25 protein-coding genes are annotated in these 20,528 nt (G+C 66.7%); 23 read left to right on the top strand and 2 right to left on the bottom strand.

Annotated features, from left to right (window positions below; translation table 11 throughout):
* The first annotated feature begins 46 nt into the window (after nt 1-46).
* From hisG to ACNI3Q_RS11255, 4 genes are all read left to right on the top strand, one after another.
* On the top strand, nt 47-709 hold the full coding sequence (hisG, locus tag ACNI3Q_RS11270; protein WP_426276738.1) for an ATP phosphoribosyltransferase: 663 nt from the start codon (nt 47-49) through the stop codon (nt 707-709).
* Nucleotides 706-1,995, top strand: coding sequence for a histidinol dehydrogenase (gene hisD, locus ACNI3Q_RS11265; RefSeq protein ID WP_426276736.1), 1,290 nt, complete (start codon nt 706-708; stop codon nt 1,993-1,995). The genes hisG and hisD overlap by 4 nt, the downstream gene beginning before the upstream one ends.
* Before the next feature lie 99 nt (nt 1,996-2,094).
* Nucleotides 2,095-2,556: a transcription antitermination factor NusB gene (nusB, locus tag ACNI3Q_RS11260; protein WP_426276734.1), complete on the top strand. Its 462-nt coding sequence runs from the start codon at nt 2,095-2,097 to the stop codon at nt 2,554-2,556.
* A 5-nt stretch (nt 2,557-2,561) separates the two neighbouring features.
* Complete coding sequence (locus ACNI3Q_RS11255; RefSeq protein ID WP_260020415.1) at nt 2,562-2,738, top strand: DUF4169 family protein; 177 nt, start codon at nt 2,562-2,564, stop codon at nt 2,736-2,738.
* A gap of 136 nt (nt 2,739-2,874) precedes the next feature.
* Here ACNI3Q_RS11255 and ACNI3Q_RS11250 read toward each other — a convergent pair whose 3' ends face one another.
* Nucleotides 2,875-3,693 (bottom strand): flagellin N-terminal helical domain-containing protein, encoded by an 819-nt coding sequence (locus ACNI3Q_RS11250; protein ID WP_426276732.1) that lies wholly within the window; start codon nt 3,691-3,693, stop codon nt 2,875-2,877.
* Nucleotides 3,694-3,976: 283 nt separating this feature from the next.
* Between ACNI3Q_RS11250 and ACNI3Q_RS11245 the strand changes: the two genes are divergently transcribed.
* From ACNI3Q_RS11245 to ACNI3Q_RS11155, 19 genes are all read left to right on the top strand, one after another.
* A complete protein-coding gene (locus ACNI3Q_RS11245; RefSeq protein ID WP_426276730.1) occupies nt 3,977-5,275 on the top strand; it encodes a sigma-54 interaction domain-containing protein in 1,299 nt (432 codons plus the stop codon).
* Nucleotides 5,272-5,634: a flagellar hook-basal body complex protein FliE gene (fliE, locus tag ACNI3Q_RS11240; protein WP_260020418.1), complete on the top strand. Its 363-nt coding sequence runs from the start codon at nt 5,272-5,274 to the stop codon at nt 5,632-5,634. The genes ACNI3Q_RS11245 and fliE overlap by 4 nt, the downstream gene beginning before the upstream one ends.
* Nucleotides 5,635-5,637: 3 nt before the next feature.
* Entirely contained in the window at nt 5,638-7,365 is a 1,728-nt protein-coding gene (fliF, locus tag ACNI3Q_RS11235; protein WP_426276728.1) for a flagellar basal-body MS-ring/collar protein FliF, read from the top strand.
* Entirely contained in the window at nt 7,362-8,369 is a 1,008-nt protein-coding gene (fliG, locus tag ACNI3Q_RS11230; RefSeq protein WP_426276726.1) for a flagellar motor switch protein FliG, read from the top strand. The genes fliF and fliG overlap by 4 nt, the downstream gene beginning before the upstream one ends.
* A complete protein-coding gene (locus ACNI3Q_RS11225; protein ID WP_426276724.1) occupies nt 8,362-9,099 on the top strand; it encodes a FliH/SctL family protein in 738 nt (245 codons plus the stop codon). The genes fliG and ACNI3Q_RS11225 overlap by 8 nt, the downstream gene beginning before the upstream one ends.
* On the top strand, nt 9,099-10,427 hold the full coding sequence (locus ACNI3Q_RS11220; RefSeq protein WP_260020422.1) for a FliI/YscN family ATPase: 1,329 nt from the start codon (nt 9,099-9,101) through the stop codon (nt 10,425-10,427). The genes ACNI3Q_RS11225 and ACNI3Q_RS11220 overlap by 1 nt, the downstream gene beginning before the upstream one ends.
* Entirely contained in the window at nt 10,420-10,851 is a 432-nt protein-coding gene (locus ACNI3Q_RS11215; protein WP_260020423.1) for a hypothetical protein, read from the top strand. Before ACNI3Q_RS11220 ends, ACNI3Q_RS11215 begins: the two co-directional genes overlap by 8 nt.
* A 10-nt stretch (nt 10,852-10,861) precedes the next feature.
* Nucleotides 10,862-12,277 carry a flagellar hook-length control protein FliK gene (locus tag ACNI3Q_RS11210; RefSeq protein ID WP_426276722.1) on the top strand — a complete coding sequence of 472 codons (1,416 nt, stop codon included), beginning with the start codon at nt 10,862-10,864 and terminating at the stop codon, nt 12,275-12,277.
* Nucleotides 12,278-12,296: 19 nt separating this feature from the next.
* On the top strand, nt 12,297-12,917 hold the full coding sequence (locus tag ACNI3Q_RS11205) for a flagellar basal body-associated FliL family protein (protein WP_426276720.1): 621 nt from the start codon (nt 12,297-12,299) through the stop codon (nt 12,915-12,917).
* A 6-nt stretch (nt 12,918-12,923) separates the two neighbouring features.
* Nucleotides 12,924-13,874, top strand: coding sequence for a flagellar motor switch protein FliM (locus ACNI3Q_RS11200; protein ID WP_426276718.1), 951 nt, complete (start codon nt 12,924-12,926; stop codon nt 13,872-13,874).
* Entirely contained in the window at nt 13,871-14,167 is a 297-nt protein-coding gene (gene fliN, locus ACNI3Q_RS11195) for a flagellar motor switch protein FliN (RefSeq protein ID WP_426276716.1), read from the top strand. The genes ACNI3Q_RS11200 and fliN overlap by 4 nt, the downstream gene beginning before the upstream one ends.
* On the top strand, nt 14,167-14,421 hold the full coding sequence (locus tag ACNI3Q_RS11190; protein ID WP_260020428.1) for a flagellar biosynthetic protein FliO: 255 nt from the start codon (nt 14,167-14,169) through the stop codon (nt 14,419-14,421). Before fliN ends, ACNI3Q_RS11190 begins: the two co-directional genes overlap by 1 nt.
* Nucleotides 14,418-15,263, top strand: a complete 846-nt coding sequence (gene fliP / locus ACNI3Q_RS11185; protein ID WP_426276714.1) for a flagellar type III secretion system pore protein FliP — start codon at nt 14,418-14,420, stop codon at nt 15,261-15,263. Before ACNI3Q_RS11190 ends, fliP begins: the two co-directional genes overlap by 4 nt.
* A gap of 48 nt (nt 15,264-15,311) precedes the next feature.
* Nucleotides 15,312-15,581, top strand: coding sequence for a flagellar biosynthesis protein FliQ (gene fliQ / locus ACNI3Q_RS11180; RefSeq protein ID WP_260020429.1), 270 nt, complete (start codon nt 15,312-15,314; stop codon nt 15,579-15,581).
* 126 nt (nt 15,582-15,707) lie between these two features.
* Nucleotides 15,708-16,481: a flagellar biosynthetic protein FliR gene (gene fliR / locus ACNI3Q_RS11175; RefSeq protein ID WP_260020431.1), complete on the top strand. Its 774-nt coding sequence runs from the start codon at nt 15,708-15,710 to the stop codon at nt 16,479-16,481.
* Nucleotides 16,481-17,617, top strand: a complete 1,137-nt coding sequence (locus ACNI3Q_RS11170) for an EscU/YscU/HrcU family type III secretion system export apparatus switch protein (protein ID WP_426276711.1) — start codon at nt 16,481-16,483, stop codon at nt 17,615-17,617. The genes fliR and ACNI3Q_RS11170 overlap by 1 nt, the downstream gene beginning before the upstream one ends.
* 56 nt (nt 17,618-17,673) lie before the next feature.
* Complete coding sequence (gene fliD / locus ACNI3Q_RS11165) at nt 17,674-19,089, top strand: flagellar filament capping protein FliD (protein WP_426276709.1); 1,416 nt, start codon at nt 17,674-17,676, stop codon at nt 19,087-19,089.
* Between the two features lie 5 nt (nt 19,090-19,094).
* Nucleotides 19,095-19,487: a flagellar export chaperone FliS gene (gene fliS, locus ACNI3Q_RS11160; RefSeq protein ID WP_260020434.1), complete on the top strand. Its 393-nt coding sequence runs from the start codon at nt 19,095-19,097 to the stop codon at nt 19,485-19,487.
* Nucleotides 19,488-19,546: 59 nt separating this feature from the next.
* Nucleotides 19,547-20,086 carry an NADPH-dependent FMN reductase gene (locus ACNI3Q_RS11155; RefSeq protein WP_426276706.1) on the top strand — a complete coding sequence of 180 codons (540 nt, stop codon included), beginning with the start codon at nt 19,547-19,549 and terminating at the stop codon, nt 20,084-20,086.
* Nucleotides 20,087-20,105: 19 nt separating this feature from the next.
* On the opposite strand, the gene ACNI3Q_RS11150 is transcribed toward ACNI3Q_RS11155, so the two are convergent.
* Entirely contained in the window at nt 20,106-20,348 is a 243-nt protein-coding gene (locus tag ACNI3Q_RS11150) for a PilZ domain-containing protein (RefSeq protein WP_426277570.1), read from the bottom strand.
* Nucleotides 20,349-20,528 lie beyond the last annotated feature (180 nt).

Raw genomic sequence — 20,528 nt, 5'->3', positions numbered from 1 at the left:
CCCCTTGTTGCGCGCCAGCCATACCCCAGATAAAGCGCCGCAGCCAATGACCCAGCCATTGATCATCGCCGTGCCCAAGGGGCGCATTCTGGACGAGGCCCTGCCCGTGCTGCGCGCGGTCGGCATCGAACCGGAAGCCGCGTTCAGCGACGATGGCAGCCGGGCATTGCGCTTTGCCACCAACGATCCGGCAATCGACCTGATCCGGGTGCGCGCGTTCGACGTCGCCACCTTTGTCGCGCATGGCGCGGCGCAACTGGGCATCGTCGGTTCGGACGTGCTGATGGAATTCGATTATTCCGAGCTTTACGCGCCCGTCGACCTTGGCATCGGCCATTGCCGCCTGTCGATTGCGGAGCAGGCCGATCTCGCCGCGACCGATGATCCGCGCGGGTGGAGCCATGTGCGCGTGGCGACCAAATATCCCGGCGCGACCCGCCGGCATTTCGAGGCGCGCGGCGTTCAGGCCGAATGCGTGAAGCTGAACGGCGCGATGGAACTGGCGCCCAAGCTGGGGCTGGCGCCGCGGATCGTCGATCTGGTGTCATCGGGCCGCACCTTGCGCGAGAATGGACTGGTCGAGGTTGAAGTGATTGCCGAAGTGTCGAGCCGCCTGATCGTCAATCGTGCCGCGTTCAAGACGAACCCGCGCGTCGTTCCCCTGATCGATGCGTTCCGCCGGGTGGTCAGCGAAAGCCGCGCGGCATGATCCGGCTGGATACCAGCGATGCCGGCTTTGCCGATGCGTTTGACGCACTCGTCAATGCCCGGCGCGAAGCGGACAGCGACGTGTCGCGCGATGTCGCCGCGATCATCGCCCGCGTCCGTGCGCAGGGGGACGATGCGGTCCGGACGCTGACCGTCGATTTCGACCGGCACGACCTTGATCGCACCGGCTGGCGCATCCCGCGCGAGGCGTGTGTCGAGGCGCTGAACGGACTGGAGCCGGGCCTGCGCCAGGCGCTGGAACTCGCCCGCGATCGCATCGCCGCCTATCATGAAAAGCAGCGGCCGCAGGACAGCGTGACAGAAGAGCCGAACGGCATCCGCACCGGTGCGCGATGGAGCGCGGTTTCGGCGGCTGGCGTGTATGTGCCGGGCGGCCGGGCGGCCTATCCGTCCTCCGTCCTGATGAACACCGTCCCGGCCAAGGTCGCGGGCGTCGACCGGCTCGTAATGGTGACGCCGACGCCCGGCGGCGAAGCGAACCCGCTGGTGCTGGCCGCGGCTGCACTTGGGGGCGTGGACGAGGTTTGGCGGATCGGCGGGGCACAGGCGGTCGCCGCCCTTGCCTATGGCACCGAGCGCATCCGGCCGGTCGATGTCATCACCGGCCCGGGCAATGCCTGGGTCGCGGAGGCAAAGCGCCAGGTGTTCGGCGTGGTCGGCATCGACATGGTGGCCGGACCCAGCGAGATCGTCGTCGTTGCAGATGGCCGGAACGACCCCGAATGGACCGCCGCCGATCTGCTCAGCCAGTCGGAACATGATCCGACCAGTCAGTCGATCCTGTTCACCGATGACGCCGACTTTGCCGATGCCGTCGCCGCCGCCGTGGATCGTCAGATCGACACGCTGTCGACCGCGCGCGTGGCGCGCGCCGCATGGGACGCCAACGGGGCGATCATCCTGGTCCCGTCGCTGGCCGATGCGATCCCGCTGGTCGACCGGCTGGCCCCGGAACATCTGGAGCTGGCCTGTGACGATGCGGACACCCTGTTTGCGCAGGTCCGCCATGCCGGTTCCGTGTTCCTTGGCCGCCATACGCCAGAGGCGGTGGGCGATTATGTCGCCGGGCCCAATCACGTGCTGCCCACCGGCCGGCGCGCGCGGTTTTCCAGCGGCCTTTCCGTGCTGGATTTCATGAAGCGGACCAGTTTCCTCTCGCTTGGCCCGGCCGGCCTTGCGGCGATCGGCCCGGCCGCTGTCGCGCTGGCCGAGGCGGAGGGCCTGCCCGCCCATGCCCGATCGGTTGCGCTGCGCCTGTCGAGCTGACCACTATTCGTTGGTGTCGCGACCCGTCGCGATGCCTTGATCCATCCCCCGTTTCTCGGCTTCGCCTGAACCGAACGGGTTGCTATGCAAGTGATACCCATGCCCAGTCCCACGTCGAAATCCCGAACCCAGGCCCGCGCCGCCGCCCGTCTTGGTGCCGTCCAGGCCCTGTATCAGCAGGAGATGGAGCGCACGCCGCTGGTCCAGCTGTTGTCGGAATTTCATCAGCACCGGTTGGGGGCCAGCATCGAGGGCGTCGATTATGTCGATGCCGACGTGCAATTCTTTGATGATGTGGTGAAGGGCGTCGATGCCCGGCGGGAAGAGATCGACACGCTGGTCGCGTCCAAATTGTCGGCGGGCTGGTCGCTCGACCGGCTGGACAAACCGATGCGGCAGATCCTGCGCTGCGGCACCTATGAGCTGCTCGCCCGGCCCGACGTGCCGACCGGCGCGGTGATCAGCGAATATCTGGATGTCGCCGACGCCTTTTACGACAAGCGCGAAAAGAATTTCGTCAACGGCCTGCTCGATGCCGTGGCCAGGCAGGTCCGCGGCTGATCCCCATGGGGGATGTCGTCAACCTTCGGGCGGCACGCAAGGCAAGGGCGCGGGCCACCGCCGAAGCGACAGCAGCGGCCAATCGCGCGCTGCACGGGCGGACCCGGGCGGAGCGGGAGCGCGACGCTGCGGAAGCTGCGCGGCGCGAGCGGTTGCTGGACGAGGCGCGGCGCGACCCTTGATGTACCGACAGGCCTAAAAGGCAAAAACCCCGGCGGCGTTGCGGCCACCGGGGTTTTCCTGCCCTCCGCTAGGGAAGGCGACTGCGGTCCGGCCCCACCCGCTATTGGGGGGGCGGGGGGACCGGTACGCGTCAGCTTAACGCAGCAGCGACAGCACGCCCTGCTGGCTCTGGTTCGCCTGGGCCAGCATCGCGGTCGACGCCTGGCTCAGGATCTGCGCCTTGGCGAGCGCCGTCGTTTCGGCGGCGAAGTCCGCGTCCTCGATCCGGCTGCGCGCGTCGGTCAGGTTGGTCATGTTCTGCGTCAGGTTGTTGACGACCGACTGCAGGCGGCTCTGGCTGGCACCCAGCGTGGCGCGGCTGGTCGAGATCGACTCAATCGCGGTGTCCAGGGTGTCGAGCGCGTCCGAAGCGTCCGTCGCGTCCGAAATGTCGACGGCAATCGCGTCGTCCAGATCGATTTCGGACAGGTCGAGCGCAACGGTCTCACCGGCGTTCGCGCCGACCTGGATCGAAACGCTGCCGCCCGAACCGGCGGTGCCGTCGAACAGCTTCACGCCGTTGAACTCGGTGTTCGCCAGGATGTCCGTCAGCTGACCCTGCAGTTCGGTGACTTCGGCCTGCAGGTTGGTGCGGTCTTCGTCCGAATAGGTGCCCGACGAGGACTGCACGGCCAGTTCACGGACGCGCTGCAGGATGTTGGTCACTTCGTTCAGGCCACCTTCGGCGGTCTGAGCCATCGAGATGCCGTCATTGGCGTTGCGGACCGCCTGGTTCATGCCGCGGATCTGCGAGGTCATGGACGTGGCGATGGCGAGGCCGGCGGCGTCGTCCTTCGACGAGTTGATGCGCTTGCCGGTCGACAGACGCTCCATCGAGGCCGACAGGGCGTTGTTGGCCGATGCCGACGCGTTGCTGGCGCGCAGGGCGCTGATGTTGGTTCCGATTACAGTCATGGTCCGATCTCCATCTACTTCCGGCTGTTCTGTCCCCCCAAACAGTGGGAGCGGTGAGTAGCCGTCAGGGTGAACGACAGGCTGTCCCCGACATTAAGCATTTTTTTCGGCAGCCCCGCCGACAGCGCCCCAGACCGCGGAAATCCGCGGGGAATACCGGCACGTGCGCGCCCCGCCCGGCCGTGCCCACGCGGGCGCGGGGATCAGGGCGGTCGATTTTCCGCATGGTTTACGCTTCGTTTACCACATTGGCGGCATCACCCTGTTGAACAGGGGGTTTCCAATGACCGTGATCCACGCCACGCCAGCCGTTCTCCAGTCGAAATTCACGCTGGTTTCGCAGTTGCGCGCCCAGGGCTTTGTCCTGGCCAAGGCCGGGGACCGGAACAGCGCAGGGGCGATGCACCTGGTGCTGGAGGGCGAAACCCCGGCGGTTCCCGCACGTACGCTGATCCTGGGCGATGGCCCGCTGGAGGCCCGCCCCTTTCATGACGGGCAAAGCGCGCTGCTGCGATTTACCGCAGAGGATGGCGCGCTGGCGCAGGGCTATGCCGCGGCGCTGCTGAAGGGCGGCATGGCCCCGGTTGCCGCCGATCCCGAAAGCCTGGCGCTGTTCGCGCTGGCCGAACGCGTCGCCGGCGCGGATATCACCGTCCTGATCAACGGGCCGACCGGCACGGGCAAGGAAGTGATGGCCCGCACCATCCACAACCGCTCCGCCCGCCGCGATGGCCCGTTCATTGCGATCAACTGCGCCGCGTTGCCCGAAACCATGCTGGAAGCGATGCTGTTCGGCCATGTGAAGGGCAGCTTCACCGGCGCATCCTCGGGCGGCGAAGGCTTTTTCCGTGCCGCCAATGGCGGTACGCTGCTGCTCGACGAAATCGCTGAAATGCCGATTGGGCTTCAGGCAAAGTTGCTGCGCGCGCTTCAGGAACGCGAAGTGGTGCCGATCGGCGCGACTGCGGCCGAACCCATTGACGTGCGCGTCATCGCCTGTGCCAACCGCGACCTTCAGGCCGAAGTGGCCGAGGGCCGGTTCCGCGCCGACCTTTATTACCGGCTGAGCGTCTTTCCGCTGTCGACCCGCGCACTGGCCGACCGGCCGGGCGACATTGCCGCGCTGGCCGCCGCAATGGTCGTCCGTCATGCCAGCACGCGCCAGATGCTGCCCGCGATCAGCGCGGACGCACTCGACCTGCTCGTCCGCCACGATTGGCCCGGCAATGCCCGCGAGCTGGAAAATGTCATCCAGCGCGCCCTGTTGCTGGCAACGCTCGACCGGATCGAGGCTGGCGACATCATTTTCGACCGCCCGATGGTTCAGCAGTCAGCGCGGGTCGCCGCGCCTGTCCCGGTTGCGGCCCCTGTGCCCGCGGCCATCCCCACGGACGGTGCGGTGCCGCTGAGCAACATCGTTCAGATGAGCGAGTTTCAGGCGATCCGCGAAACGCTGAAGGCGTGCGGCGGCAGCCGGATCGAAACGGCCCGCCGACTTGGCATTTCCGAACGGACGCTGCGCTACCGGCTGGCCCGGCTGCGCGAACAGGGTGACGACAGCGCCCAGGCGGTGTCGGCATGAGCGCGATCCGCGGTGCCGGGGATGCGATGGGCATCGACCGGGTGATGCAGCTGCGCGCCCAGATCCTTGAGCGCAACCAGGCGCTGGCCAGGGCCAATCAACAGGCGGCAGCGACGCCGGTGGATCAAGCTCCACGCCCCGCCAGCTTTGCCGATTCGATGCAGACCGCGCTGGCGCAGGTGAATGCCACCCAGACCCAGGCATCGGAACTGTCCGCCCAGTATGAACGCGGCGAAACCATCGACATCGCCAAGGTGATGATGGCCCGCCAGCAGGCATCCGTCGCGTTCGAGGCGACGATGCAGGTCCGCAACAAGCTCCTGTCCGCCTACAAGGACATCATGAGTATGCCGGTGTAATCCATGGAAAACGCGATCACTCCCGCCACCATCGATACCGCGCCCGTCCCGGCCGGCAATCGCCTTGCGGACCCGTTCCGGCAGATTTCCGGCTTGATGGATCAGCCCGCGGTTAAACGCGCGCTGCCGTTTCTGTTTCTGCTCGGCCTGATCGGCGCTGCCGCCCTGGCCTGGGCCGTGCTGGCCAGCCCGCCGCAGCGCGTGTTGTTCCAGAACCTGCCCGACAGCGACAAGGGTCAGGTGGTCGAGGCGCTGACCGCTGCGGGGATCGAAAGCCAGCTCGACGGAACCGGATCGGTGACCGTTGGCGAGGATGATTATCACCGCGCCCGGATGCTGCTGGCCGCCCAGGACCTGCCAAAGGCAGCGCCGGGCGGCTATGCCCTGCTGGATCAGCTGCCCATGGGCGTCAGCCGTGCGGTCGAGGGCGAGCGGCTTCGCCAGGCGCGCGAGACGGAACTTGCCCGTTCCATCGCCACCATCGACACCGTTGCCGAGGCGCGCGTGCATCTGGCCATGCCGGAGGCAAGCGTGTTCGTGCGCGACAAGGCGGCGCCGTCCGCCTCTGTCATCGTCAAACTTCAGCCTGGCCGCACGATGAGCGATGCGCAGGTCAAGTCCGTCATCAACCTGGTCGCATCGTCCGTGCCGGGCATGAAGCCGGAATCGGTGACCATCGTCGATCAGATGGGTGCCCTGCTCAACCAGCCGGGCGGCAAGGACCCGACGGGTTCGGGCGGCGATGCCCGCATCGAGTTTCAGGGCCGGGTCGAGGAAAAGTACCGCGAACAGCTGGCCAAGCTGCTGACGCCGCTGCTGGGTGCCGGCAATTTCTCCGCCGAAATCCAGGCCGATGTGAACCTGGATGAAAATCAGGCGACCCGCGAAACCTATGACAAGGAAAATGCGGTCGTCCGTGCCGAACAGGGCAATTACACCACGCCGCAGGGCGAGGGTGCGACGCCCGGCGGTATCCCCGGCGCGCTATCCAACACCGTGCCCGCTCCGGCCACGGTTGAGCGGCCCAATCAGCAGCCACAGCCTGCAACGCCGCCCGGCCAGACTGCCGAAGCCGGTGCAGCCACGACCACGGCGGCCACCCCGCTGGTCAAGGCAAGCGAGAACTTTGCCCGCAGCTATGACGTGAACCGCGAAGTGTCGGTGACCCGCCAGATGCCGGGCCAGATCCGCCGCCTTTCCGTCGCCGTCCTGCTGCGCGAACCCGATGGCGGCAAGCCGCGCAGCCCGGTGGAAATTCAGCAGATCACCCAGCTTGTCCGTGCGGCCGTCGGCTATAATCAGGAACGCGGCGACCAGGTGACCGTGATCAGTCGCAAGTTTTCCAGCGAGGTGACGGCCAAGGTCGAGCCGAAATGGTACGAGGCCGAATGGGTGCCGATGGCAATGCGCCACGGTACGGCCCTGATCATCGCCCTGCTCGTCCTGTTCTTTGGCATCCGTCCGATGGTCCGCGCCATGACCCGCAAGCGGGAAGCGGTCGCCAGCCCGGCCGCGGCTCGTCCGGCGGGTACCGGCAGCGCGCTGGGCGACCCCGACAGCCCGGCCGGCACAGGCGATGCTCCGCAACGTCCACCAGTCAGCGTTGAGATGTTGGAAACCGCACACAGCTATGAAGAGCGCGTCGGACTCGTCCGGGGCTTTACCCGCGACAACCCGGCCCGCGCCGCGCTTGCGGTGCGCGACATGATCCAGGCGGACGCCAAGCAATGACGGAAGAACCGCGCAGCTATTCGGGCGTAGAACGGGCCGCCGTGCTGATGATGCTGGTTGGCGAGGCAGAGGCCGCCGCCATCCTGCAGAAGCTGGAACCCGAAGAGGTCCGTCAGCTTGGCAAGGCGATGTTCTCCGTCGCCGATGTCAGCGAGATCGAGGTCGAGGCGGTGCTGGACGATTTCGTCGATCGCGCCCGTGAACGCACCTCGGTCAGCTTTGACCCGCGCCCTCGGATCGAGGGAATGATGAACCGCGCGCTCGGCCCGGAAAAGGCCGAAAGCGTGCTGGCCCGCATCACGCCGCCTGCCGCCGCCTGTGCCATCGACCTGCTCGACTGGCTGGACCCGAGCGAGATCGCCGCGCTGATCGAGGATGAACATCCCCAGATCGCGGCGGTCCTGATCGCCAACCTTGACCCCGCCGTTGCGGCTAAGGTGCTGGAAATGCTGCCCGAGGCGATTCAGCCCCAGGTGCTGCACCGCATCGCCAAGCTGGGCCCGATCACGCCTGAGGCGATCGACACGCTGAAACAGATGCTGGCCAAGCGTGCCGGTCAGGCGAGCGGCGGGTCGGGCCTGCAGATCGGCGGCACGCGCGATGCGGCAAAGATCCTGTCCTCTGGCCGCAAGGCGACGGAAACCCGCGTCATGCCCAAACTGGCCAAGATCGACCGCGATGTCGCGCGCGCGATCGAGGAGGCGATGTTCGTCTTCGACAATCTGCTCGACCTCGACGACAAGAATCTGGGCACGCTCATCCGCAATGTCGACAGCGACACCCTGGTCCGCGCGCTCAAGGGCGTGGACGAAGCGGCCCGCAAGCGGTTCCTGGGCTGCATGTCCAGCCGCGCCGCCGACCAGATCCGCGACGAGATGGAATCGCGCGGGCCAATGCGGCTGTCCGAGGTGCTGGAGGCGCAGAAGGCGGTCATCACGCTTGCCCGCCAGCTGGCCAAGGACGGTACGATCATGATGGGCGCTGGCGAGGACGACTATGTCTGATTTCGCGCCCGGCTTTGTCAGTCGGCATCAGATGGCGGCGGACGCACTCGCCCGTGCCTTTGCGCCGCCCGCCGGATTTGCCGAGCGGCCGATCGCGCCGACGCCGGCAGCGGCGGCCCAACCGCGCAGCTTCAGCCCGGAAACGCCCGGCCCGCGGCATTTCCGCCCGGCCGACCCGGATCGCAACCCGACCGAGGGCTGGGATCCGCTGTCCGCCAGTGTCGAGCCCTATCCGGCCGAATCCGCACTGGACGCAATCGATGCTGCCCGCGCCGCCGGCTATGCCGAGGGGATGGCTGCTGCGCTGAGCGAAATCGGCCAGGCAAGGGAACGCGGCGATTCGCTGGGCGACCGGATCGCGGCCGCGCTTGCCAGTGGCGCTCAGGTCGACCGCGACCGCATGGCTGCCCGGCTGCGCGCAACCGTCCAGAAACTGGTCCACCGGATCGTGGGCGATACCGGCATCGATGCCGATCGCATGAATGCACGCATTGCCGCCGCGGTCGAATTGCTTGCCGATGGCGGCGAATCGGCGCTGCTGCGCCTGCATCCCGACGATATGCCGCTGATCGAGGGGCAGTTGCCGAAATCCGTCTTTGCCGTGGGCGATTCGGGCGTGGATCGGGGCGGCTTCGTCCTTGAATCGGCGTCGACCCTGATCGAGGACGGCCCGGCGCTCTGGCTCGAACAGCTGGATGCCGCGATCAACCGTGCGGCGGTGCCGAACTGATGCTCGGCCGTTTTACCGACCAGTATCTGGACGCCATCGATCAGGTGGATTTCACCCCGCAACCGCGCGTCGCGGGACGGCTGGCCAGCTATGACGGCCTGTTGATGGAGGCGGTGGGCCTCTCCCTGCCCGTCGGTACGGTGTGTGCCATCGGCGAGGGTGCCGGGCTGGTGCAGGCCGAAGTCATCGGCTTTCGCGGCGGTCGCACCTTGATGATGAACCTGGGCGGGCCCGCGCCCCTGCTCCCCAATGCGCCGGTTCGGCCGATCGGTGCACCGGGTGAGGCAGAGGTGGGCGCTGCCCTGCTTGGCCGCGTCGTCGACGGCGCGGGCAATCCGATCGACGGCCAGGGCCCGATCCGCGGCGCCGGCCGCTGGCCATTGGCCGGCAGGCTGCAAAACCCGCTGGACCGGGGCCGGGTGCTGAAGCCGCTGGACGTCGGCGTCCGGGCGATCAACGGCCTGTTGACCATTGGTCAGGGCCAGCGCGTCGGCATCATGGCCGGATCGGGTGTCGGCAAATCGGTGCTGCTCGGCATGATGGTCCGCGCGGCAAAGGCCGATGTGATCGTGGTCGGCCTGATCGGCGAGCGCAGCCGCGAGGTTGCCGATTTCCTGGAAACCAAGGTGTCGGGCGATGCCCGCGCCCGGTCGGTCGTCGTCGCGGTGCCGGCCAATCATTCGCCGGTGCTGCGCATCCGGGGTGCGCTGCGCGCCACGGCCATTGCCGAGGCATTCCGTGCAGAGGGCAAGCAGGTACTGCTCATCATGGATTCGCTGACCCGCGTTGCCCATGCCGGGCGAGAGATCGGGCTGGCGCTGGGCGAACCGGCCAGCGCGCGCGGCTATCCGCCCTCGGCCATCGCCATGCTGCCCGGTCTGATCGAACGGGCGGGCACGGATGTGGTCAGCGGCGGATCGATCACCGCCATCTATACCGTGCTGGCGGATGGCGATGACGGGAATGATCCCGTGGTCGATTCGGCCCGCTCGATCCTTGACGGCCATATCGTGCTGTCGCGTCAGCTCGCCGAACGCGGCGTCTATCCCGCCATCGACCTTGGCCCCTCGGTCAGCCGCGTGATGACCGACATCACGCCGACCCAGCATCAACAGGCGGCCCGCATTCTGCGCCGTCACCTCGCCACCTATGAGGAAAACCGCGATCTCGTGCTGATGGGTGCCTATCGCACGGGGACGGATGCGGCGCTGGATCTTGCCATCGCCTGCCACCCGGCGATCATGGACTATATCCGCCAGGATTCCCACGCGGTGATCCCGCTGGAGGAAGCCGCCGCCGAACTGATCGGCGTGTTCGGCGATGGATAGCAAAAGCGCTCGGCTCGCCCGGCTGCACCGCGTTCGCGGCCTTCAGCTCAGCCTGGTTCAGGCAGAGGAGGCGCAGGCGCAGCGCCGGCTGAACGAGGAACAGGCGCTGCGTACCCGCATCGCCCAGCTTGCCGCCGAAGTCGCGCCCGTACCAACCCCCGCGCCCGATGCCGCGCTGACCATGATCGCGTCGGCCCATTATCGGGACCGGCTGAACCAGACGGCGATGGCCGCCGAACAGCGCGTGGCCGGTGCCACCCGCCAGCTGGATCAGGCCCGCGCCCGCACGGTCGAGGCGCGGCGCGATGAAACCGCGATGGAAAAGCTGATGCAGCGTGCCGCCGGAGAAGCCGCCGCCCGCGCCCGGCGCGCCATGGAATCCCTGCCACCGGGCAAGCCGCCAAAACGGCACGATCCTTGCTGAATGGATCGGCATGGGAATTGAACCGATGCCGACCATGCTGCCTTCCTTCGCTGCCCTGCCCGGCAGCCCAGTGCCCGGAAGCGTCTCCGCGCCCGGACCGCTGGCCGTTTCCGCCGGTTTCGGCGCGATGCTGGCCGGGCTTGCCCCTACGCCGGTCAAACCCGTCATCGCAGCCCTGCCCGAAACGCTGGCGATCGCTAACCGGCAAAACGGTGCCGCCATCGGCAAAACCCTGCCGGTCGAGCCGCTGCTCACCGCCCCGTCCGATTCGATCGAAATGGATGCGGCAGCGCCCAAAACGTCGCCCGACTCCGATGCCGACCAGCCTGCATCGGTTGCCGAAATGCCATTCTGGCCGATGCCGTCCCCCGTTGTTCAGCCATTGGCCGCAGCGGTAGCGGTACCGGCACCGGCACCGGCAGCCGCACCGGCGCCCCTGCCCGACCAAGGACAGGGATTGCAGACTATCGCATCACCCGTGCAGCCGGCCCAGAACGCCGTCCTGCCGGTGGTGAGCGATAGCGAGCCCGCAAACCCGGCGGCCGTGTCGGTCCCGCCCGCCCTTCAGCCCGCCGAGCCGCGGACAGGTCCGGCACCATTGCCGGTCGCAGCGCCAGCGGCACCTGCCCGTGCAGCGCCGATGTCCTCACTCCCCTTTCCGCCAGCTGGGCTGGGCGCAATTTCCGACGGCAAGCCTTTGGCGGCCGCGCAGCCAGTGCCGATCGGCATGGGTCAGGCTGGACCGCCCATCCCTGCCGACACCAATCCCGTGCCGCAGTCGCAGTTGCAGCCGCAACCGCAGCCGCTGCACACCGCCGCCCCGCCCGCCCGCGCCGAACCGGTGCCTGCGGCACAATTGTTCATCGGTCAGATCGCGACCGCGCTGGATGACCGTGCCCAGCGCAGCGGCGCCCGCCTGATCGACCTGGCCGTCGATCTTGCCGCAACCGGCCCCGCGGGTGCTCAGCACGCCGAGCTGCCCGGCATCGCCGTCGCTGCGCCTGCGGCTGCGGATCAGGGCCGGCTCGACATGGAACGGCGCGAATGGATGGCGACAATGATCGACCGGATTGAAACGCTGCGCGCCGATGGGCGTCAGGACGTACGCATCCGCCTGTCGCCCGATGCGCTGGGCAGTATCGAGATCCGCATTACCGAACGCAGCGGCGTCGCGGATGTCCAGGTGACCGCCGAACAGGCCAGCGCCCGCGCGATGCTGGCCGAGGCTGCGCCCCGCCTGAGCGAACTCGCTGAAAGCCGGGGGCTGCGCCTGACCGCCCAGTTCGATGGCAGCGACCGGCAGTCGCCGGGCCGATCCCCTTACCAGCCGGAACAGGACGCGCCGTCGCGGCCGCGCCCTGCATCCTCCGTTTCAACCACCGCCGACGCCGACGCCAAGGCTCGGCCCGATGACCGCATCGCGTGACTTGCAAGGAACCTGACCAATGAGCGACGCAAAAACCGACGAAGCAGCGCCCAAGAAAAAGGGCGGCAAGATGAAATGGATCCTGATCGGCCTGGGCGTCCTCGTCCTGGGCGGCGGGGGCGCGGGCGCCGGCCTGTATTTCGGCGGCGTGATCGGCGGCAAGGCTGATGGCCATGCCGAAGCATCCGGCCCCAAGTTGGTCCCTCACTCCGAACAGAAGCGGGCCGAGGCCGGCAAGGAAGGCGGCGGCGAAGGCGAGGGCAGCGAAGGCGGCTCCGAATCGGCCGGCAAGCCGACACCAAAGGGCGAAGGCGGCGATGAATATGCCAGCAACTATTATGCCCTAGAAAAAGAGTTCACGTCGAACCTGCGCGAAAGCGTCCACTTCATCCAGGTCGGCGTCGCCGTTTCCACGCCCTATGACGACACGGTCATCAACAATCTGAAAACGCACGAGATTGCGGTGCGTTCGGCCATCCTGCTCGCGCTGAGCGAGACCGAGGAGGAAGAGGTGTTCACCGCCGATGGCAAGGCGAAACTGCAGCGCCGGCTGACCAAGGCGGTGAACGACACGCTGAAGCAAAAAGAGGGCTTTGGCGGAATTAGTAACGTCTATTTTACCAATTTTATCGTTCAGTGAACGCCGATGGTTAACACGGCTTCAAACACTCCGGACACGGAACGGCGCGCACAGCCCCGCGGCAAGGCGGAACATGCGCTTGCGATCGGCGTGTCCAACGTCAACCCGTTCGGCGATCTGCATACGCTGCAGCATCTGTCGGCGCGGTTTGCGCGTTCGCTGCGCGGGGTGTTTGAACCGATGCTGCGGCGCGCGGTGCGCAGCTGGGCCGAACCGGTCGAGGTCGAACGGTTTGCCCAGTATCGCGCGCAGCGCGAACCGGGGCTGACTGCTTGGCTGCCCGTGGCGATGAGCCCGGACGGCGGCCAGGCGATCATGGTCGTCCCTGGCCGCTTTGCGCTCGAACTGCTCGATCTGTTCTTTGGCGGCTTCGGCGAAGCGCCGCACAGCCTGCCGACGGAGTTTTCCCCGGCGGCCGAAGCCGTGATCCGCCGCATGGCCCAGTCGATGAGCGGCCCGTTGGCCAATGCCTGGGAACCGGTCGCCCGGATCGGCTTTGCCCCCGGCAACATTGAAACCAATGCCGCGATGCTTTCCGTCATCGATGGCGATGATCCCGTGATCGTCACCCGGTTCGGCATTGCCGCCGATGGCAGCCATCCGGCGATGATCGACATTCTGTATCCGGTCGCCGCGCTGAAGCCGCACGGCCCGTCGCTGACGGCCAAGGTGCATGGCAAGTCGTCGGAACCGGATCCGCGCTGGCTGGCCGGGCTGACCCGCGCCGCGATGAGCGTGCATTTCCCGGTCCGCTCCGTGCTGGCGGAACCCACCCTGTCGCTGGGCAAGCTGCTGGAGCTGAAGGAAGGGGACATCATCCCGATCAGCTTTGGCCCCAACGTGCCTGTCATGGTCGGCAATCGCCGACTGGGCACCGGCACGGTGGGCACGGCCAACGGCCATGCCGCCATCCGCCTCACCTCAATCGACCCTTTGCCTGAAGAGGATTTCCAATGAACGCGATCACCGGGGATCTGCCCGTGGACGGCGCCGTCGCAGCCAATTTCCGGCTGTTGCAGGACGTGGACGTCCGGCTGACGGTGGAGATCGGATCGACCCATCTGACGCTACGCGAACTGCTTGCGCTCGGCGAATCCAGCGTCATCGAACTGGACCGTCAGGCCAATGAGCTGCTCGACGTGTTCGTCAACGGCACGCTGATCGGCCGGGGCGAGGTGGTGACTGTCGGCGACCGGTTCGGCGTGCGCATGACCGAACTGGTGTCCCCCGAAAAGCGGGCTGCCCGCTGATGATGTGGGAATATATCCTGAAGCTGGTGGTGCTGCTGCCGCTGGTCTGCGGCCTTCTGGTCGGCAGCCTGTGGCTGTGGCGCAAGCTGGAGGCGCGGTTGCCCGGCCAGCAGGCGGACCGCCGTATCCAGGTCAAGGAAACCATGATGGTCTCGCCCGGCACCCGCCTTGCGGTGGTCGAGTTTGAAGGCCGCACCCTATTATTGTCCGTCGCGCGCAGCGGCGTGACCCTGATCGATCGGATCGAGCGGTGATTGCCGCGGCGCTGCACCGGTTCCGGGAAACGCCCGCGTGGATTCTCACGCTGGCGACGTTCCTGTTGACGGCATCGCTGCTGCTGATCGCCGATCCGTCGCACGCGGCCGGCATCGCCGTCCCCGCCCCCGTCCCGCCAGCCGCGCCTGCGGCGCCGGGTGCGGGCGATGCGATCGATCGGGCGCTGGGCGACCTTGGCGGCGGCGATGCGCCGCTGAGCCTGTCGCTGCAGGTCCTGATCATCATGGGCCTGCTGACGATCCTGCCCAGCATCCTGTTGATGATGACCAGCTTCACCCGCATCCTGATCGTGCTGTCGATCCTGCGCCAGGCGCTTGGCCTGCAACAGACGCCGCCCAATCAGGTGCTGATCGGCCTGTCGCTGTTCCTGTCCTTTTTCGTGATGGCGCCCACCATCGAACGGATGAACACCACCGCGATCCAGCCCTATGCCGCCGGACAGATCGGCGCGACCCAGATGATCGAGTTGGCGGGCAAGCCGCTGCACGGGTTCATGATGGCGCAGACGCGTCAGAAGGATATCAAGCTGTTCGCCGACATGGCCAAGACGGGGCCGTTCCAGAACGCGGCCGACGTGCCCTTCTCGGTCCTGCTGCCCGCCTTCATCACCAGCGAGCTGAAGACCGCGTTCCAGATCGGTTTCCTGATCTTTCTGCCCTTCATCATCATCGACCTTGTCGTGGCGACCGTGCTGATGAGCCTGGGCATGATGATGCTGTCGCCCACCATCATTTCCCTGCCGTTCAAGCTTCTGCTGTTCGTGCTGGTCGATGGCTGGATGCTGACGATGGGCAGCCTGGCCAACAGTTTCGTCACATGAGCGCGCTCGACCGACACGACCTATCACCCCTTTGCCGGATGACCTGACATGGACGCCGATTACTTCCTTTCTGTCGCGCGCGAGGCGCTGTGGGTGCTGGCGCTGGCCGCCACGCCCATCCTGATCCCGGCGCTGTTGTCGGGCCTGATCCTCGGCATGATCCAGGCGGCAACGTCGATCAACGAACAGACGCTCAGCTTCGTGCCGAAACTGGCGATCGTCGGCGTCTCGCTGGTCGTGTTCGGCAGCATGATCCTGTCGCTGCTCGGCGATTTCACCATCAGCATCTTTGAACGCATTCCGGAGCTGGTTCGATGACACCCTGTCCCGCCGTCGCGCCCGCGCCGACTGGCGCGCTGCGCTGGCCGTCCCGGCCGCGCGCGATCACCCTGCCACCGCTGACGGCGCCGTCCGGCGCCGGGGATCGCCGGACGCTGCACTGACATGCTCGGCTTCGGCCTCTCGATCGAACCTCAGCTCTGGGCGCTGGTCTTCACCATGGTGCGGATCGGCGCGGCGTTTCTGGCCGCCCCGGTCTTCGGTGCAGTCGCTGTCCCGGTACAGGTGCGGGTCATCCTGTCGGCCGCCATCGGCATCCTGACGCTCAACGTCACGACGGTTCAGGCCCCGGCAGAGATTTTCTCGCTGACCACCTTTCTAGCGATCGGTGCAGAGGCGCTGATCGGCCTGGCACTCGGCTTTGTCCTGCAGATCGCATTTGCCGCTCCGCTGGTCGCGGCTGAAACTATCGGCATGTCGATGGGCATCGGTTTTGCGGCCGCGGTCGATCCGCAGAACGGCCAGCAAAGCCCTGCGCTCGGCAATTTCCTGTCGGTCCTGCTGACCCTGTTGTTCCTGTCGGTCGACGGGCACCTGATCCTCGTCGACTTGATCGTGCGCAGTTATCAGGTGATGCCGCCCGGTGCCTCATGGCTGGCGGCAGAGCGGCTGCGCGACATTGCCATGTTCGGCGGCTATGCCTTTGCCGCCGGGCTGCTGCTCGCCCTGCCGGTCGGGTTCCTGTTGCTGTGCATGAACGTGGTTGTCGGGATGCTGTCCCGCTCGGCCCCGTCGCTCAATCTGTTCGCCGTCGGCCTGCCGGCCAGCTTGCTGGTCGGCGTCGTCGCGCTGTTCGTCGCGCTGCCCGCCATGGGCGATTACATGCAGGTCATCGTCCGCGAAGGGCTTGATGCCACGCAGAACCTGGTGTTCGGCTGATGGCAGAGACCGCCGGCGAACGGACAGAAGCACCAACCCAGAAACGCCGCCAAAAGGCGCTGGATGACGGCGATGTCCTTAAATCCCAGGATTTTAGCGCGGCCATTGTCATTCTGGCCGGCTGTCTGTGGATGGCGACGCTGGGACCGTCGCTGCTGGGCGCGTGCAAGGAACTGATGCGCGCCAGCTTTGCCTTTGGGCGCGGCGAGATCGAGGATTTTCAGCCTTGGCAGCCGATTCTGGAGGCGGGGTGGAAAATCGCCCCGTCGCTGGGCGGCCTGCTGGCGATGACCGCAGCGGCGGCGCTGTTCGCGCAGGCGGGGATCGGCGGCCTGCGCTTCAATGGCAAGCTGTGGGCACCCAAGGCCAGCCGGATCAATCCCGGCGCGGGCCTCAAACGGATTTTCGGGCCGCAGGGCTGGATCGAGCTTGGCAAGGCCATCCTGAAGGCGATCCTTCTCGGCGCGATCGGCGGGTCGATCCTGTGGTCTGCGGCGCACGACATGACGGGATTGATGGCGTCCGACGTGCCCGGAGCGATGGGCGCGCTGGGTGACACCTTCATCTATCTCGTCTTCGCCATGGCAGCGGGCCTTGCCGCCATCGCCGCCATCGACCTGCCCATCGCGATCATCCGCCGCATGAACCGGCTGAAAATGTCGAAGCAGGAAATCAAGGACGAGCACAAGGAATCGGAAGGCAATCCGGAGAACAAGGCCGCCCAGCGTCAGCGCCAGCGCCAGATCCTGAAGGGCGGGTTCCGCAAGGCAGTGGCAGAGGCGCACGTCGTGCTGACCAACCCGACGCACTTCGCCGTCGCGCTGCGCTATGTGCAGGGTCAGGACATGGTGCCGGTCGTGGTAGCAAAGGGGCGCGGCGACACCGCACTCGCCATCCGCGAACTGGCCGCCGAAATGGGCAAGCCCGTGCTGGAATATCCGACGCTCGCCCGCGCGGTCTATTACACCAGCCGCGAGGGGCAGGAGGTGCGCGACGACCTGTACATGGCGATCGCCACCGTCCTTGCCTTCATCTTCAACATCAACGCCGCGGCGCGTCCGGCGCTGCCCGACATCGATGTGCCGAGCACCGCCTGGTTCGACGAAAATGGCAATCAACTCAGCCGAAAACCCTAAAGCCGGGCGGACGTTCGGTCGTTTCTGGTTGGGAATAGCGCAAGGCGATACGGACCATGGTTGAATCGATCACCAAGACGCTGGGCACCGGCTCCGGGATTGACACGACCGCGCTGGTCAACAGCCTGGTCGAGGCGCAGTTCGCGGCCAAGAACGCCCAGCTTGAACAGCGTCAGGAAACGCTGACGACGCAGCTGTCGACGGTCGCGCAGCTGAAAAGCGGCATCAGCGGCTTTTCAACTGCCTTGTCTCAGCTCGTCAGTGGCGGCACGCTGACCACCCAAGCGACCAGCAGCAACACCAGCATCGTGCGCGCCACCAGTCTGAACGGGGCGCAGATCACGTCGTTGAACGCGGATGTGGAGGTGCGCCAGCTTGCCGCCGCACAGGTTGCCTTTGCCAATCCGGTAACGGATCCCGCCGCCGCGATCGGCACGGGCGTGCTGTCCCTTCAATTCGGCACGGCGACCGTGTCCGGCACGACGATGACCGGCTTTACCGCCGGCGCTTCGGCCGCAATCGACATCACGATCGACGAAACCAACAACAGCCTGACCGGGGTCCGCGACGCGATCAACGCTGCCAAGGCGGGGGTCACCGCCTCCATCGTGGCCGACAGCGAAGGCGCGCGCCTGGTTCTTAAGGGGGCGAGCGGTGCGGCACAGGCGTTCCGGCTCACCGCGACGGAGGATGAGGCCGCCCCCGGCCTGTCGGCGCTTGCCATCGGCGTGGGGGCGACGGGCACGAACATCGGCACCGCCGCCGCTGATGCGGTTGTGGCGGTCGATGGCGTTGCCGTTCGCCGGTCGACGAACAGCATCTCCGATCTGATCCCCGGCGTCCGCCTCGATCTGGTTTCGGCCAGCACGGGCACCACGATCAAGATCGGCGCGTCGCAGCCGACCGACAATCTGCGCCAGGCGGTGAACGATGTTGTCACCACCTATAACGAGCTTTACTCCGCGCTGCGGGAGGCGACGGACCCGATTTCCGGTCCGCTGCGCGCTGATCCCGGCGCCCGTTCGATGATGCAGGCGATGCGCGAATTGTCCCTGCGCCAGCTGATCCCGGCGGATGGCAAGGCGCCGCGCACCCTCGCCGAACTTGGTGTCGCCACGGCCCGCGATGGATCGCTCAGCGTCAACAGCGCCCAGCTGAACCGCGCGCTGACCAGCTATCCCGAGGCGGTCGGCCGGATGTTTGCAGCCGGAACCGGTGGTTTGTCGGGCGCGCTGTTCGCCATCTCGACCGCCGCGACCAGCCGGTCCACCGGCCTTGGCGCATCGGAACAGCGATATAATCGCCAGCAAAGCGACCTGACCGATCAGCAGGCAAAGGCGACCGAGCAGGCAGAGGCCGCGCGTACCCGGATGACCCGGCAGTTTGCCAGCATGGACGCGCGCGTTGCCGCCTATAAATCGACGCAGAACTTCCTGACCCAGCAGATCGACGCGTGGAACGCCCAGCGTTGAACGCGATGACCAAGCCATCCCGACTGGCGAACCCGGAACGCGTCTATCGCGCGGTCGATCTGGCCGGGCGGACAGGCGGCGCGGATCCGCATGCGCTGGTCACGCTGCTTTATGAAGAGTTGATCCGCGCACTCGCCACGGCCGCATGGGCGACGGAAAACCGCAATTTCAAGATGAAGAGCGATCGGGTGACCCGCGCCATTGCCATCCTGTTCGCGCTGGAGGCGGGGCTGGATTTCGATCGCGGCGGCGATGTGTCCCGCACGCTGGCCACGCTCTATTCCGGCCTTCGGAAACAGGTGATCGACGCCAGCCTTGGCGGCGATCCGGAACCATTTCGCCGGGTTGGCGCCGATCTTGCCGAGATTGCAGAGGCGTGGCGCTCCGTCCGCGTCTGACGCAGGCGGCCGTAAATCCTTCTGGAAAGCGGTGCAGCCATGGGCTAGCGCTCCACCGCATGACCCAGCCGCATATCGTTGCCATCGGTGGCACGCTCCGCCCGTTGTCGGGTACGGCCGCCGCCCTGTCCCGCGCACTGGATGCGGCTCAGGCGGCGGGCGCGCGCACCACCTTGCTGACCGGTCCGGCGATCGATTTCCCGAATTTCGACCCGGAATCGGCGATGGACAATGATCTGATCCGCGCCTTTATCGATACGGTGCGCTCGGCGGACGGACTGGTTATCGGATCGCCCGGCTATCACGGCACCTTGTCCGGCCTGGTCAAGAACGCGCTCGATCATATCGAACTGACGCGGGGCGATGCCCGCCCCTATCTGGACGGATTGCCGGTCGGCGTGATCGCCACAGCGGCTGGTTGGCAGGCGGCGGTATCGACCATGCAAGCGCTGCGGACCGTCGTTCACGCCCTTCGCGGTTGGCCGACGCCAATGGGTGTTGCAATCAACACGGTCGGCAACAGCGACTGGCTGGCGGAATCGGCGGGCGGGATCGATGTGATGATGCAGCAGGTGATGGCGTTCGCTGCCAAACGCTGATCGTCCGGCTCGCCGCGGGTCAGCGACGCGTTGTCGGCTGACAGATGTGGTCGACAACCGCCGGATGCAGCGCGACATCGAACAGGACACCGGCCTGACCGTTCTCGATCCACACGATTTCGCCGACAAATGCCTGAAATCCCGGCAGCCGCACGAACACACGCTCGCCGACGTGCATCGGGGTGGATGTGACGATTCGGCATCCGGCAACCGACAGGTCCTGAAGCACGGCGCCGAAGCGTCCCTGGCCCGCCGTGCGCATCGCCGCGCCTACCGCAACCTCATGGCGCGGATGGCGACGGCCATCCACGGCTGGGGGCGGCACGACGCCGATCTGGCACACCATATTCAACATGATGCCCTGTGGATACCGCACCAGGGCTGAAAATCTGGTTAATCCCGGTCCGGCAGTTTCTGGGCTGCCGGACCGGGCCGTTTTCGC

It is taken from the genome of Sphingomonas eleionomae (assembly GCF_049889035.1).
Lineage (GTDB): Bacteria > Pseudomonadota > Alphaproteobacteria > Sphingomonadales > Sphingomonadaceae > Sphingomonas.
Note: the sequence above shows the minus strand (reverse complement) of the source record. Positions and strands in the feature narration are given on the sequence as shown.

Excerpts from the sequence above, each read along its gene's own strand:
- hisG (WP_426276738.1), top strand. The coding sequence starts at position 47 with ATGACCCAGCCATTGATCATCGCCGTGCCCAAGGGGCGCATTCTGGAC.
- hisD (WP_426276736.1), top strand. The coding sequence starts at position 706 with ATGATCCGGCTGGATACCAGCGATGCCGGCTTTGCCGATGCGTTTGAC.
- nusB (WP_426276734.1), top strand. The coding sequence starts at position 2,095 with ATGCCCAGTCCCACGTCGAAATCCCGAACCCAGGCCCGCGCCGCCGCC.
- ACNI3Q_RS11255 (WP_260020415.1), top strand. The coding sequence starts at position 2,562 with ATGGGGGATGTCGTCAACCTTCGGGCGGCACGCAAGGCAAGGGCGCGG.
- ACNI3Q_RS11250 (WP_426276732.1), bottom strand. The coding sequence starts at position 3,693 with ATGACTGTAATCGGAACCAACATCAGCGCCCTGCGCGCCAGCAACGCG.
- ACNI3Q_RS11245 (WP_426276730.1), top strand. The coding sequence starts at position 3,977 with ATGACCGTGATCCACGCCACGCCAGCCGTTCTCCAGTCGAAATTCACG.
- fliE (WP_260020418.1), top strand. The coding sequence starts at position 5,272 with ATGAGCGCGATCCGCGGTGCCGGGGATGCGATGGGCATCGACCGGGTG.
- fliF (WP_426276728.1), top strand. The coding sequence starts at position 5,638 with ATGGAAAACGCGATCACTCCCGCCACCATCGATACCGCGCCCGTCCCG.
- fliG (WP_426276726.1), top strand. The coding sequence starts at position 7,362 with ATGACGGAAGAACCGCGCAGCTATTCGGGCGTAGAACGGGCCGCCGTG.
- ACNI3Q_RS11225 (WP_426276724.1), top strand. The coding sequence starts at position 8,362 with ATGTCTGATTTCGCGCCCGGCTTTGTCAGTCGGCATCAGATGGCGGCG.
- ACNI3Q_RS11220 (WP_260020422.1), top strand. The coding sequence starts at position 9,099 with ATGCTCGGCCGTTTTACCGACCAGTATCTGGACGCCATCGATCAGGTG.
- ACNI3Q_RS11215 (WP_260020423.1), top strand. The coding sequence starts at position 10,420 with ATGGATAGCAAAAGCGCTCGGCTCGCCCGGCTGCACCGCGTTCGCGGC.
- ACNI3Q_RS11210 (WP_426276722.1), top strand. The coding sequence starts at position 10,862 with ATGGGAATTGAACCGATGCCGACCATGCTGCCTTCCTTCGCTGCCCTG.
- ACNI3Q_RS11205 (WP_426276720.1), top strand. The coding sequence starts at position 12,297 with ATGAGCGACGCAAAAACCGACGAAGCAGCGCCCAAGAAAAAGGGCGGC.
- ACNI3Q_RS11200 (WP_426276718.1), top strand. The coding sequence starts at position 12,924 with ATGGTTAACACGGCTTCAAACACTCCGGACACGGAACGGCGCGCACAG.
- fliN (WP_426276716.1), top strand. The coding sequence starts at position 13,871 with ATGAACGCGATCACCGGGGATCTGCCCGTGGACGGCGCCGTCGCAGCC.
- ACNI3Q_RS11190 (WP_260020428.1), top strand. The coding sequence starts at position 14,167 with ATGATGTGGGAATATATCCTGAAGCTGGTGGTGCTGCTGCCGCTGGTC.
- fliQ (WP_260020429.1), top strand. The coding sequence starts at position 15,312 with ATGGACGCCGATTACTTCCTTTCTGTCGCGCGCGAGGCGCTGTGGGTG.
- fliR (WP_260020431.1), top strand. The coding sequence starts at position 15,708 with ATGCTCGGCTTCGGCCTCTCGATCGAACCTCAGCTCTGGGCGCTGGTC.
- ACNI3Q_RS11170 (WP_426276711.1), top strand. The coding sequence starts at position 16,481 with ATGGCAGAGACCGCCGGCGAACGGACAGAAGCACCAACCCAGAAACGC.
- fliD (WP_426276709.1), top strand. The coding sequence starts at position 17,674 with ATGGTTGAATCGATCACCAAGACGCTGGGCACCGGCTCCGGGATTGAC.
- fliS (WP_260020434.1), top strand. The coding sequence starts at position 19,095 with ATGACCAAGCCATCCCGACTGGCGAACCCGGAACGCGTCTATCGCGCG.
- ACNI3Q_RS11155 (WP_426276706.1), top strand. The coding sequence starts at position 19,547 with ATGACCCAGCCGCATATCGTTGCCATCGGTGGCACGCTCCGCCCGTTG.
- ACNI3Q_RS11150 (WP_426277570.1), bottom strand. The coding sequence starts at position 20,348 with ATGCGCACGGCGGGCCAGGGACGCTTCGGCGCCGTGCTTCAGGACCTG.